Genomic DNA, 12,647 nt, shown 5'->3' on the forward strand with positions numbered 1-12,647 from the left:
CATTACTACCAGCTCAGGCGGCCTGCAGCCCCTCCGCCCGGGCCAGCTCGCGCAGCCGGCCCAGCGCCTGGATCTCCAGCTGCCGGATCCGCTCCCGCGACAGCGAGAACCGCGACGCGACCTCGGTCAGCGAGTGCTCCCGTCCGTCCTCCAGGCCGTAGCGGGCCCGCATGATGCCGGCCGACCGGTCGTCGAGGTGATTGAGCAGGCCCTCGATGCGCTGCCGCTCCAGGCCGGTGAGGACGATCTCCTCCGGCGACGGGGCGTCGCTGTCGGCGACCAGGTCGCCGAGGTTGGTGTCGCCGTCGTCGCCGACCGGCGTGTCGAGCGACACCGTGTCCTGCGACCAGCGCACCAGCTCCCTGACCCGCTCGACGGTGACGCCGAGGGCCGCCGCGATCTGCTCCGGCTCCGGGTCGCTGCCCAGCTCGCGGGTGAGCTGCCGGGCGACGTTGCGCATCCGGTTGACGTCCTCGACCAGGTGCACCGGCAGCCGCACGGTGCGCTCCTGCTGGGCGATCGCCCGGCTGATCGCCTGGCGGATCCACCAGGTCGCGTAGGTGGAGAACTTGAACCCGCGCTCGTAGTCGAACTTCTCGACCGCCCGGACCAGGCCGGTGTTGCCCTCCTGGATCAGGTCGAGCATGGGCATGCCCGAGCGCACGTAGCGCCGGGCGATGGAGACGACCAGCCGCAGGTTGGCGCGGATGAAGAGGTCCTTCGCCCGCTCCCCCTCGGCGACCACCCGCTCCAGGTCGTCCCGGGCGACACCGGCGGGAACGCTGTCCGTCTCGAGCAGGTGCTCGGCGTACAGCCCGGCCTCGATCGACTTGGAGAGGTCGACCTCGGTGGCGGCGTCCAGCAGTGGCGTCCGGGAGATCTCGTGAAGGTAGACTCCGACCAGGTCGCGCTCCTCGGCCACCTCGTCGGTTCGCATGCCGATGTTCTTGTCCACGTTGCCCACGGTCCCCTCGCTCGCGCCGGTTGCCCGGTTCCTTGCCATCCCCACGTCCATCAGCCCTCCCCCGTAACTTCCGCTGTGCCCTCCGGTGCTGACCTGACACCTGCACAACAGTTGAGACGCGTCGGGGATTCCATGTCGTGAGTCGAAAGTGTCACGAATGCCTGAGTAGTAGCTGAGAGCCCGGTCCATGTTTGCTGTCAGCACCCCGAAAAGTGGCTCGCCGTTGGCGCCACCGACGGGTCGGCGGATCGACGGAACGCGTCCGCCTCTGGCATGGCACCATCGCCACCCCGGGGCGCACAGCGACCCGCGTCACCGCCGTACTGCGATCCTGGTCACCGGCTGATACGCGGCGGCGGACCGGTCGGTTCATTCACGGATACGGAATACCCTCGCCCCGGTTGAACAATCCGTGCCGTGTGGTAAGTCCCACCGTCGGCGCTTGGTGACCACCGTCACGGCCCGCACCGGCAGGGGCCGCAGACGCTCAGGAGGCGAGCAGGTCGAGCGCGCCCCTGACCTGGTCGGCGGCGCGGGCCAGGGCGGCCCGGGCGGCGGGGACCTCGGCGCCGGAGACGAGCGACACCAGGGCGGTCTTGAGGTCACCGTCGGCCTCGTGCAGGGCCCGCCGGCAGACCTCCTCGGCGCAGCCGGTGGCCTCCATCAGGATCGAGATCATCCGGCCGCGCAGCTTGGCGTTGGTGGCCACCATGTCGATCATGAGGTTCGAGTAGACCCGCCCCAGCCGCACCATGACGGCCGTGGAGAACGTGTTGAGCACCAGCTTCTGCGCCGTGCCCGCCTTCATCCGGGTCGAGCCGGTCACCACCTCGGGGCCGGTGTCGACCCCGATGAAGACGTCGACCGACCCGGCGGCCTCGGCCTCCGGGTTGGCGCAGAGCAGCACCGTCGAGGCCCCCTGGGCCCGGGACGCGGCGAGCGCCCCGAGAACGTACGGGGTGCGTCCGCTGGCGGCCAGCCCGACGACGAGGTCGCCCGCGCCGACGCAGTCGGCCGCCTCGGCCGCCCCGCCCCGGTGGTCGTCCTCGGCGTCCTCGACGGCCCGCCACATCGCGTCCGGGCCGCCCGCGAGGTGGGCGCAGAACCAGTGCCGGGGCGAGTTGAAGGTGGGTGCCAGCTCGGCAGCGTCCAGCACCCCGAGGCGGCCGGAGGTCCCGGCGCCGAAGTAGTGCACCCGGTGCCCGCCGCGCAGCGCGGCGACCGCGAGGTCGACGGTGGCGGCGATCTCGTCGAGGACCGCGGCGACGGCGGCCGGCACCCGCCGGTCGGCCTCGTTGATCACGGTGAGCACGTCCCGGGTGGACATCAGGTCGAGGTCGACGCTGCGCGGGTTGCGCCGCTCGGTGGGCGCGCCCACCCGGACCACCGGGCGGGCGGGGACCGCCGTGACCTCCCCGGGCTCGACGCGCCCGGCCGTCATCCCCGCCTCCGGCCGGGGCCGACCCGCCGGGTCCGCACCGCGTCGGCGGTGACCTCCAACGCCCGGCGGGCCCGCGCGCGGTTGCGGGCGGCCACCCCGACGAAGAGGCAGTCGACCACGGTGAGCTGGGCCAGCCGGCTGGCCATCGCGCCCGAGCGGTACGTCGTCTCGCGGGCCGCCGTGGTGAGCACGAAGTCGGCGACGTCGGTGATCGGCGAGCGGGGGAAGTTGGTCAGCGCCACCGTGCTGGCCCCCCGGGCGCGGGCCTGCTCCAGCACCTCGATCACGTCGGCGGTGGTGCCGCTGTGCGAGATGCCCACGGCCACGTCGCCCTTGGCGAGCAGCGCGGCCGAGGTGAGGGCGGTGTGCACGTCGGGGAAGTAGAACGCCATGCGGCCGATGCGGTGCAGCTTCTGCTGGAAGTCCGAGGCGACGAAGCCGCTCGCGCCCGCGCCGTAGACCTCGATCCGCCCCGCGCCGACGATCGCCTCGACGACCTGCTCGCAGACGGCCGGGTCGAGCTGCTCGGCCGTCTCCTCCACGGCCCGGGCGTCGTTGAACGCGATGGTGGCGATGATCTGGGCCAGGTCGGCGCCGGGCGGGATGTCGCCGCCGACGACCCGGGCGTCCGGCGGCTCGACCCGGCGGGCGGCCTCGGCGGCGAGCCGGATGCGCAGCTGCGGGTAGCCGTCCATGCCGACCGAGCGGCAGAACCGGATGACGGTCGCCTCGGATGTCTCGGCGGCGGTGGCGAGGTCGGTGATGGTGCGCCGGGCGGCGTCCGCCGGGTCGGAGACCACCAGCCGGGCCACCCGCTGCTCGGCGGGCGACAGCGAGGGGAGCAGGCCGCTGATGTGGACGATCAACCCACCCGGCTCGTGACTCGCAGAAATCTTCGGACTCTTCGCCACGGATGAAACTTACTTTCACCGGGCGCGAGCGTCAACCATGTCTCCACGTATCGGGAAAAAAGTACTCCGGACGTTCACGAGTGTTGCGGAAAGACTGTCATCCACGCAGCGCCCGACACCTCCCCCGGAGGGGCCCCGCCCCGTGCTGGACGGGCGCGGCGACCCACCGTCCGGGCGGCGGCACCCTTCGGTGGGGCACCCGGGGTGGGCCGGCCGGCCTACGGTCAGGCCTGACCCGCCACGAGCAGCCCCGGCCCCCGGCCGGCGTCGTCGACGGGGCGCGCCACCGGGCCGGGCGTGCCGGTCGGTGCGGCCGGAGCGGGCTCGGCCGGCGGCGGAGCGGCCGGGGCGGCGGCCTCGGCGGGCGCGACGCCTTGGGCCGGCAGCCAGGCGGCCAGATGGGCCCGGATCTGCCGGGACACCTCCTCGGGCGGGCGGCCGGCGTCGACGACCACGAAGCTGGGGAACTCGGGCAGCGTGCGGTACGCCGTGTCGGCGGCGGTCAGCCAGCCCATCGTCTCGTGGTCGGTGCCGCGCCGCTCGATCCGCTGGTACGCCTCGGCCGGGTCGACCGCGAGCAGGAAGGTGACCTGCGGCGGCGGGAAGAGGCGGTATCCGGCGCGGGCCAGCCGCTCCCAGCGCTGCCCGCCGTGCGCGCGGATGCTGGCGTACTGGCAGGCGGAGTAGCGGTCCATGACGGCCGTCCGGCCGGTGACGAGGCAGCTCAGCAGCGCCGCCGCGATCGCCAGCCAGCGCAGCACGGACTCGACGGCGAGCAGGCCGCGCCGACCGACCAGCCGCTCGGCGTCGGGGCGGCCGAGCCGCTGGGCGAGGCGGCCGAGCCAGCGGCGGCCGCCGGCGTTGCGGTGGTAGGTGGCGGGGCGGCCGGCGGCGGTCAGCGCCTCGGCGAGGTGGTGGGCCTGGGTGGTCTTGCCCGACCCGTCGATGCCGATCAGGGCGACGGCGCGCAGTCGGGCCCCGCCCCGCCGGTCCCGCAGTGATCTGGCCACCTTCACCAGACTATCGGACCCGCGCTCACCTCCGGCGTTTCGTCCCTTTGCAGCCGGTTCGCGCCCCGCGGGGCGAGGCTCAGGTGTGGGCGAACGAAATGCCGGGTACGCAAATCGAATCCGCCTGTCCACGACACGACCGACGGGAGAGCCACATGGCCGAGCGCGGGGACGAGACCCTGGTGCACACGCTGAAGAAGGTCGCCGCCGTGCTCAAACAGTCCGAGATCCCGTTCGCCCTCGGCGGCAGCTTCGCGGTGTACGCCCACGGCGGGCACTCCAGCGAGCACGACGTCGACTTCCTGATCCGGGGCGAGGACGTGGACCGGGCGCTGGAGGCGCTGGTCGAGGCGGGCTTCGACGCCGAGCGCCCGCCCGAGGACTGGCTGGTGAAGGTCTACGACGACGGCCGGATGGTGGACCTGATCCACCGCCCGATCGAGACCCCGGTCACCGAGGAGACGTTCGCCGACACGATCGACCGCCCGGTCGACGCGATCCACATGCCCGTGCTGTCCGCGTCCCTGCTCATGGTGCACAAGCTGCTCAGCTTCTCCCAGCACTACTGCGACTTCGCCCGGGCGCTGCCGCTGGCCCGGTCGCTGCGCGAACAGATCGACTGGGAACGGGTACGCAAGGAGACGCAGCACTCGCCGTACGCCGAGGCGTTCCTGGTGCTGCTCGACCGGTTGGACGTGGTGCCGTACGCCGGCGCCACCGAGGAGAAGGAGACCGCGTGAGCGAGCACCGTGACAGCGCCGCCGGGACGCCCGCCGTCACCGCCGGCCCGCCCGACGAGTACGTGGAGGCCGAGATCCACCGGCTGCTGGCCGAGGACCCGGCCGTCGCCGAGCAGGGGATCACCGTGGTCCGCCGGGAGCGCGGCCTGGTCCTCTACGGCGAGGTGGAGAGCCCGCACCGGCGCGAGGAGATCCTGCGCCGGGTCGCCGAGCGCTTCCCCGACGTGCCGGTCACCAGCGACATCGGGGTGATCCGCACGCAGGCGCCCACGCAGGTCGAACAGCTGCCGTGAGGGAGGTCGGAAGGTGATCCGGATCGCCGCCGTGGGCGACGTGCACCTGGACGAGGACGTGGTGGGCCGGTTCCGGCCCGCCCTGGACGAGCTGCCCGACTGCGCCGACGTGCTGCTGCTCGCCGGCGACCTGACCCGGCACGGCACCGAGGCCGAGGCGCGCTGCGTGGCCCGGGAGTTCGGCGGGCTGGGCGTGCCGGTGGTGACGGTGCTCGGCAACCACGACCACCAGTGCGACCAGGTGCCGCAGGTGGTCAAGGTGCTGGAGGAGGCCGGCATCCGGGTGCTGGAGGGCGAGGGGATCGTGCTGGAGTTCCCCGCCGGGCGGCTCGGCGTGGCCGGGGTGAAGGGCTTCGGCGGCGGCTTCGCCGGCCGGTGCGCCAGCGACTTCGGCGAGCCGGAGATGAAGGCGTTCGTCCGCACCACGAACGAGAGCGCGGAGGCGCTGGGCGCGGCCCTGCGGGGGCTGGACTGCGACCTGCTGGTGGCGCTGACCCACTACTCCCCCGTGCCGGACACGCTGGCCGGCGAGCCGCTGGAGATCTACCCGTTCCTCGGGTCGTACCAGCTCGGGCAGGCCATCGACTCGGCGCCGACCGCGCTGGCCCTGCACGGGCACGCGCACGCCGGCAGCGAGCGGGGCACCACCCCGGGCGGGGTGCGGGTGCGCAACGTGGCGCACCCGGTGATCAAGCAGGCGTACAGCATCTTCCACCTGGGAGATCATCTGGACGCCGGGGAGGTTTCCCGGATCGGTCACTCGGGTATTCAGCAGCCATGGAGCTGATTCTCTGGATTCTCGCAGTCGTACTCGTGGTCGCCGGCATCCTCGCGCTGTTCCGCCGGCAGATCCTGTGGGGCATCGTCCTCATCGTCGTCGGGCTGTTGGTCGGCCCGGGCGGGGTCAGCATCTTCAACACTTGATCCCCGACTTCGTCGTATCCACCACCGACCCGCCGGGGTCGTCGTGACCGGAGCCCCGTCCTCCCAGACAGGGGCCACCGGGCAGGACGACCCCGGCGCCATGCCGTCCGGGGTTTGCCGGCGCCGGCCGCCGGGCACCTGCTGCACATGACAGTTTCGGACAGCCTCCGGCGCGCGACCGGGGGGCGGAAGTGGTGGGCGCTGCTCGGCTTCGGCGCGGCCGTGACGGTCGCCGCCGCGATCGGCGGGCTCGGCGTGCGGGGCACCTCGCAGGAGTACGCGAGCCTGAACCAGCCGGACTGGGCTCCCCCGTCCTGGGTCTTCGGCCCGGTCTGGACGTTCCTCTACGCGCTGATCGCTGTCGCCGGGTGGCTGGTGTGGCGGCGGGTCGGCTTCGGCCCGGCGCTGTACGCCTGGACGGCCCAGCTCGTGCTGAACGCGATCTGGACCCCGTTGTTCTTCGGCGCCGGCCGGTACGGCCTGGCGTTCGCCGAGATCGTGCTGATGTGGCTGGCCATCGGGGTGACCGTGGTGCTGTTCGCGCGGGTCTCCCGGCTGGCGGCGGCGCTGCTGCTGCCGTACTGGGCGTGGGTCACCTTCGCCGCCGCCCTCAACCTCTCCATCTGGCAGCTCAACTGAGGCGCAAGGAAGGGCCCCCTGTTAACGCTTTCTGTTGCACAGGGGACCCCTCCTAACACGCGTGGCGGTCAGCAGCGCGGGACGTTCGGGATGTAGCCGTCGTAACCGGTGTAGACGTACGCGTCGGCGATGTACCGGCCGCTGCCGATCCGGTCCCAGATCGAGCTGGTGCCGTACGTGCCGGTGACCGTGGTGCCGCTGGTCTGGCAGTGGATCGTCACCTTCGTCCCGTCCGCGACCGTGCCGACCGAGGAGTACCCGGTGCCCGGGCCGGAGCGGACGGTCAGCGGGGTGCCGCTGGTGTCGACCGTGCCGGAGCCGGTGCTCGACGAGCAGTTGTTGTCGCTGGTGTACGTCTTGGTGCCCCAGTACAGCGCCAGGTTGCCGTTGAACCGGACCTGGATGTCGTTGCCGTTGAGCCGCTGCTCGTAGTGCAGGTGCGGGCCGGTGGAGCCGCCGGTGCTGCCGACCCAGCCGATGACCTTGCCGTAGCCGACGCTCTGGCCGACGGAGACGTTGAAGCCGTTGAGGTGGGCGTAGTAGGTCGTGTAGCCGCCGCCGTGGTCGATGCGGACGTACTTGCCGTAGCTGGTGCCGCCCAGGTCGGTCACCCGGTCGACGGTGCCGGGGGCGCTGGCCACCACGGGGTCGCCCTGGTCGTCGGTGCGGTTGAAGTCGACGGCGTACGCCGGGCTGTGGTCGGAGCGGGTCTGGCCGGACCAGGACTGGCCGCAGGGGAACGGGACCTTGAAGGTCGGGGCGGCCAGGGCCGGGGTCGCCGGCACCAGGGTCGCCGCGATCAGTGCGCCGACCGCCGCGAGGCTGTACCACCGCTTACGCATCCAGCACCTCCGATGTCGATAAACTTCAATCGATTGCCTTCAGCGTGGCAGATTCCTGCATCGACCGAAAGGGGTCGCGGCGGGGCGAACACCCCTATCCGTGGGAGCGTGCCCACTACAGGTGAGCCGGTTTCGGGATTGTTACTCGTCCGTGTCCGACTGGGGGTGGACGCGCTCCAATGCAAGCGCTTACATGTGGTGACGCCCATCGGACCGGCGCCGGTTGAACGCGACCGCGCCGGCAAGGAAGGAGAACGGCATGGCGGTCTTTGCCAGACCACGCCAGGCTCTCGCGGTCGCCGGCGTACTGGGGCTGGCGCTCAGCGTCACTGCCTGTGGCACCGGCGACGACAAGAGCAGCGACAAGGTGGACTCCGCGGAGTGTGCGGCTTACGAGAAGTACCAGGGCAACGACGGCAAGAAGGTCACGATCTACTCGTCGATCCGGGACATCGAGGCCGACCGCCTCGACGAGTCCTGGAAGCAGTTCGAGGACTGCACCGGCATCGAGATCGACCACGAGGGCAGCGGTGAGTTCGAGGCCCAGCTCGGTGTCCGGGTCGACGGCGGCAACGCGCCCGACCTCGCCTTCATCCCGCAGCCGGGTCTGGTCAAGCGGTTCGCCGACGCCGGCAAGCTCAAGGCGGCCAGCGCCGACACCAAGGCGATGGCCGAGCAGAACTACTCGGCCGACTGGCTGAAGTACGGCACCGTCAACGGCCAGTTCTACGGCGCCCCGCTCGGCTCCAACGTGAAGTCCTTCGTGTGGTACTCGCCGAAGACCTTCAAGGAGAAGGGCTGGACCGTCCCCACCACCTGGGACGAGCTGATCGCCCTGAGCGACAAGATCGCGGCGAGCGGCACCAAGCCGTGGTGCGCGGGCATCGAGTCGCAGGACGCGACCGGCTGGCCGGCCACCGACTGGGTCGAGGACATGATGCTGCGGACGCAGACCCCCGAGGTCTACGACCAGTGGACCACCCACGGCATCCCGTTCAACGACCCGAAGGTCGCCGAGGCCGTGGACAAGGCCGGCGCCATCCTCAAGAACGAGAAGTACGTCAACGGCGGCTTCGGCGGCGTGAAGAGCATCTCCACCACCTCCTTCCAGGAGGCGGGCACGCCGATCACCACCGGCAAGTGCGCCCTGCACCGGCAGGCGTCCTTCTACGCCAACCAGTGGCCGCAGGGCACCAAGGTGGCCGAGGACGGCGACGTCTTCGCGTTCTACTTCCCGGCCATCGACCCGGCCAAGGGCAAGCCGGTGCTGGGCGGCGGCGAGTTCGTCGCGGCCTTCGCCGACCGTCCCGAGGTCCAGGCCGTGCAGACGTACCTGGCCTCCGGTGAGTACGCCAACAGCCGCGCCAAGATCGGCGACTGGGTGTCGGCCAACAAGCAGCTCGACCTGGCCAACGTGCCGAACCCGGTGGACAAGCTCTCCGTGCAGATCCTGCAGGACCAGAAGAGCGTCTTCCGGTTCGACGGTTCGGACCTGATGCCGGCCGCCGTCGGCACGGGGACGTTCTGGAAGGGCATGATCGACTGGATCAACGGCAAGGACACCGCGACCGTGCTCCAGGGCATCGAGAGCAGCTGGCCGAAGTGATCTGAGGCGGTGGGCCGGTCCGTCGACACGGGCCGGCCCACCGGCCGAGCCGAAACCCCGAAGGAGGGTTGATGGAGTTCGACTTCGCCGACGTGCAGCCGAAGCTCCTCATGTTGTTGTACGGGCTGATCGCGTTCGCCGTGGTCGTCGGGGGCCTGCTGCTGCTCCTCGACGCCGTGCCGTCCTACTTCGCCCGACGCCACGAGGCACAGCTGATCGCCGCCGCGGCGAACGGGGCTCCACTGCCCCGGCGCCGCAAGCCGCGCGAGGGCATGTTCGCGTTCTTCTTCCTGCTGCCAGCGGTGCTGCTGCTCATGATCGGCCTGGTCGTCCCGGCCATCCGCACCACGTTGCTGTCGTTCATGGACGGCGGCAGCCGCAACTGGGTGGGACTCGACAACTACGCCTGGATGTTCTCCGACAGCTCGATCATCCGGGTGCTGATCAACACGCTCGTGTGGGTGCTGCTGGTGCCGCTGGTGGCCACCGCTTTCGGGCTGCTCTACGCGGTCATGGTGGACAAGGCCCGGTTCGAGTCGGTGGCCAAGTCCCTGATCTTCATGCCGATGGCGATCTCGTTCGTCGGCGCGGCGATCATCTGGAAGTTCGTCTACGCCTACCGCGGCGAGGGGCAGGACCAGATCGGCCTGCTCAACCAGATCGTGGTGAGCCTCGGCGGTGAGCCCAAGCAGTGGCTGCTGGAATCGCCGCTGAACACCCTGCTGCTGATCGTGATCATGGTCTGGATCCAGGCCGGCTTCGCCATGGTGGTGCTCTCCGCGGCGATCAAGGCCATCCCGGCCGACATCGTCGAGGCCGCCCGGCTCGACGGGGTCACCCCGTGGCAGATGTTCTGGCAGATCACCATGCCGAGCATCCGCCCGGCGCTGATCGTCGTGGTCGTGACGCTGTCGATCGCCACGCTGAAGGTCTTCGACATCGTCCGGACCGCGACCAACGGCAACTACGACACCAGCGTCATCGCGAACGAGATGTACAACCAGGCGTTCCGGTACGGCCAGAACGGGCAGGGCTCGGCGCTGGCGGTCTTCCTCTTCGTCCTGGTGATCCCGCTCGTGATCTACCAGATCCGCAACCTGCGTCAGCAGCGGGAGGGCTGAGATGACCACCACGACGCCCACGCTCCCCGCCGGGGCACAGGCCACCGGAAAGACCACCACCACCGCCGGCCGGGTCCGCAAGCGGCTCAACAGCCGCACGGCGACGCTGATCTCGATCGTCATCGCGGTGTTCTGGACGATCCCCACCTTCGGCCTGTTCGTCTCCTCGTTCCGGCCGGAGAACGAGATCAAGACCACGGGCTGGTGGACGTTCTTCACCAACCCGCAGTTCACCCTGGAGAACTACCAGGAGGTGCTGTTCGGGCGCTCCTCGTCGTCGGGGCAGTTGGCCAACTACTTCATCAACTCGCTGGCGATCACCATCCCGTCGGTGCTGTTCCCGATCGCGTTCGCGTCGCTGGCGGCGTACGCGCTGGCGTGGATCAACTTCCGGGGCCGGGACTGGGCGTACATCGCGATCTTCGCGTTGCAGATCGTCCCGCTCCAGATGGCGCTGGTGCCGCTGCTGAAGTTCTTCTCCACCGGCGTGACCCTCGGCGGGGTGACCCTCATGCCCGCCTGGGACCTGGTCGACGAGCAGAAGTTCGCGCAGGTGTGGTTCGCGCACACCTGCTTCGCGCTGCCGTTCGCCGTCTTCCTGCTGCACAACTTCATCGCGCAGCTCCCCAAGGACCTGATGGAGGCGGCCCGGGTCGACGGGGCGACCCACCCCAAGATCTTCCGCACCATCGTCCTGCCGCTGATCACCCCGGCCCTGGCGGCCTTCGGCATCTTCCAGTTCCTCTGGGTCTGGAACGACCTGCTGGTCGCGTTGATCTTCGCCGGGGGCAGCAGCGAGACCGCCCCGCTGACCGTGCGGCTGGCCGAGATGGCCGGCAGCCGGGGCAACGAGTGGCAGCGGCTGACCTCGGGCGCGTTCGTCTCGATCGTCGTACCGCTGATCGTGTTCCTGTCGCTCCAGCGATACTTCGTGCGCGGCCTGCTCGCCGGCAGCGTCAAGGGCTGACTCGCGACCGCCGCCGCCCGCGTTCCCGGGCGGCGGCGGTCCGGGCCGGAGCGGGAATCCATGACCAAGATCGATGATGTCGCCCGCCTGGCCGGGGTCTCCACCGCCACCGTCTCGCGGGCCCTGCGCGGCCTGCCGACGGTCTCCGCGGCCACCCGCCGCCGGGTCCTCGCCGCCGCCGAGCAGCTCCAGTACGCGGTCTCGCCGAGCGCGTCGCGGCTCGCCGGCGGGCGAACCGCCACCGTGGCCGTGATCGTCCCCCGGATCACCCGCTGGTTCTTCGGCACCGTGGTCGAGGCCGTCGAGGAGACCCTGCACGAGTCCGGCTACGACCTGCTGCTCTACAACCTCGGCGGCCGGGAACGCACCCGCCAGCGGGTGCTGGGCACCGCCAACCTGCACAAGCGGGTGGACGCCGTGATGCTGGTCGCCACCCCGCTGCGCCGGGCCGAGCTGGCCGCGCTCACCATGCTGGACCTGCCGGGCGTGACCATCAGCTCCGGCAGCGGGGTGCCCGGCTGGCCCTGCGTACGCATCGACGACGTGGCCGCCGCGCGGACCGCCACCCGGCACCTGCTCGACCTGGGCCACCGCCGGATCGCGCACATCTCCGGCGACCCGGACGACGAGCTGGCCTTCACCACCCACCTGGACCGGCGCCGGGGCTACCAGGAGGCGCTGCGCTCCGCCGGCATCGAGCCCGACCCGTGCCTGGACGTCGAGTCGCAGTTCACCATCGACGGCGGCGAGCAGGCCACCATCGAGCTGCTCGCCCGGGGCGAGCCACCGACCGCCATCTTCGCCGCCTGCGACGAGATGGCCATGGGCGCGATGAGCGCGCTGCGCGACGCGGGCCTGCGGGTCCCGCAGGACGTGAGCGTCATCGGCATCGACGACCACGACCTGTCCGGGGTGCTCGGGCTGAGCACGATCGCCCAGCCGGCGGCGGAGCAGGGCCGGCTCGCGGCCCGCATCCTGCTCGACCCGCTCGGCGGCCGGGACCTCCCGCCACCGGCCGGGCCGCTCGTGTCCGGGCCGCTCGTGCCCGGCCCGCGCGGGGTCGGCCCGGCCGGGCCGGCCGCCGCGCCGCTGATCCTGCCCACCCGCCTCGTGGTACGCGACTCGACCGCCCCGCCCCGGGCGGACTGAACGCGGGCCGTCCGCCCGGCACCGGGCAGACTGGACGGGT

General features: G+C 71.3%; 14 protein-coding genes. 9 read left to right on the forward strand and 5 right to left on the reverse strand.

Annotation, left to right across the window (positions count from 1 at the left end; translation table 11 throughout):
• Positions 1-13 precede the first annotated feature (13 nt).
• The 4 genes from GA0070558_RS17185 to GA0070558_RS17200 all read right to left on the reverse strand — a co-directional run bounded on the left by GA0070558_RS17185 (position 14) and on the right by GA0070558_RS17200 (position 4,326).
• Positions 14-1,003, reverse strand: coding sequence for a sigma-70 family RNA polymerase sigma factor (locus GA0070558_RS17185; protein WP_176734248.1), 990 nt, complete (start codon positions 1,001-1,003; stop codon positions 14-16).
• A gap of 448 nt (positions 1,004-1,451) precedes the next feature.
• Positions 1,452-2,405 (reverse strand): N-acetylmuramic acid 6-phosphate etherase, encoded by a 954-nt coding sequence (gene murQ / locus GA0070558_RS17190; RefSeq protein ID WP_077938587.1) that lies wholly within the window; start codon positions 2,403-2,405, stop codon positions 1,452-1,454.
• Complete coding sequence (locus tag GA0070558_RS17195) at positions 2,402-3,316, reverse strand: MurR/RpiR family transcriptional regulator (protein WP_043966157.1); 915 nt, start codon at positions 3,314-3,316, stop codon at positions 2,402-2,404. The genes murQ and GA0070558_RS17195 overlap by 4 nt, the downstream gene beginning before the upstream one ends.
• Positions 3,317-3,540: 224 nt before the next feature.
• Complete coding sequence (locus tag GA0070558_RS17200; RefSeq protein WP_256091987.1) at positions 3,541-4,326, reverse strand: dTMP kinase; 786 nt, start codon at positions 4,324-4,326, stop codon at positions 3,541-3,543.
• A 98-nt stretch (positions 4,327-4,424) separates the two neighbouring features.
• Between GA0070558_RS17200 and GA0070558_RS17205 the strand changes: the two genes are divergently transcribed.
• From GA0070558_RS17205 to GA0070558_RS17220, 5 genes are all read left to right on the forward strand, one after another.
• The gene (locus GA0070558_RS17205) at positions 4,425-5,066 is read left to right on the forward strand and encodes a nucleotidyltransferase family protein (RefSeq protein ID WP_255700247.1); all 642 of its coding nucleotides are present in this window, start codon (positions 4,425-4,427) and stop codon (positions 5,064-5,066) included.
• Entirely contained in the window at positions 5,063-5,359 is a 297-nt protein-coding gene (locus GA0070558_RS17210; RefSeq protein ID WP_043966155.1) for a hypothetical protein, read from the forward strand. Before GA0070558_RS17205 ends, GA0070558_RS17210 begins: the two co-directional genes overlap by 4 nt.
• A gap of 13 nt (positions 5,360-5,372) precedes the next feature.
• Positions 5,373-6,146, forward strand: coding sequence for a metallophosphoesterase family protein (locus GA0070558_RS17215; RefSeq protein ID WP_074477467.1), 774 nt, complete (start codon positions 5,373-5,375; stop codon positions 6,144-6,146).
• Positions 6,137-6,283 (forward strand): GPGG-motif small membrane protein, encoded by a 147-nt coding sequence (locus GA0070558_RS33435; protein ID WP_013288160.1) that lies wholly within the window; start codon positions 6,137-6,139, stop codon positions 6,281-6,283. The genes GA0070558_RS17215 and GA0070558_RS33435 overlap by 10 nt, the downstream gene beginning before the upstream one ends.
• 147 nt (positions 6,284-6,430) lie before the next feature.
• A complete protein-coding gene (locus GA0070558_RS17220) occupies positions 6,431-6,922 on the forward strand; it encodes a TspO/MBR family protein (protein WP_091281216.1) in 492 nt (163 codons plus the stop codon).
• Between the two features lie 68 nt (positions 6,923-6,990).
• On the opposite strand, the gene GA0070558_RS17225 is transcribed toward GA0070558_RS17220, so the two are convergent.
• On the reverse strand, positions 6,991-7,764 hold the full coding sequence (locus GA0070558_RS17225; RefSeq protein ID WP_077938585.1) for a M23 family metallopeptidase: 774 nt from the start codon (positions 7,762-7,764) through the stop codon (positions 6,991-6,993).
• Between the two features lie 259 nt (positions 7,765-8,023).
• On the opposite strand from GA0070558_RS17225, the gene GA0070558_RS17230 reads away from it, so the two are divergent.
• The 4 genes from GA0070558_RS17230 to GA0070558_RS17245 all read left to right on the forward strand — a co-directional run bounded on the left by GA0070558_RS17230 (position 8,024) and on the right by GA0070558_RS17245 (position 12,607).
• Positions 8,024-9,370 (forward strand): ABC transporter substrate-binding protein, encoded by a 1,347-nt coding sequence (locus GA0070558_RS17230; RefSeq protein WP_091281101.1) that lies wholly within the window; start codon positions 8,024-8,026, stop codon positions 9,368-9,370.
• 71 nt (positions 9,371-9,441) lie between these two features.
• A complete protein-coding gene (locus GA0070558_RS17235; RefSeq protein ID WP_043966149.1) occupies positions 9,442-10,491 on the forward strand; it encodes a carbohydrate ABC transporter permease in 1,050 nt (349 codons plus the stop codon).
• Position 10,492: 1 nt separating this feature from the next.
• Positions 10,493-11,458 (forward strand): carbohydrate ABC transporter permease, encoded by a 966-nt coding sequence (locus GA0070558_RS17240; protein ID WP_043966147.1) that lies wholly within the window; start codon positions 10,493-10,495, stop codon positions 11,456-11,458.
• Positions 11,459-11,518: 60 nt separating this feature from the next.
• Complete coding sequence (locus GA0070558_RS17245) at positions 11,519-12,607, forward strand: LacI family DNA-binding transcriptional regulator (RefSeq protein ID WP_091281105.1); 1,089 nt, start codon at positions 11,519-11,521, stop codon at positions 12,605-12,607.
• Positions 12,608-12,647 lie beyond the last annotated feature (40 nt).

Origin of the sequence: Micromonospora haikouensis, from assembly GCF_900091595.1 — a bacterium.
GTDB lineage: Bacteria > Actinomycetota > Actinomycetes > Mycobacteriales > Micromonosporaceae > Micromonospora > Micromonospora haikouensis.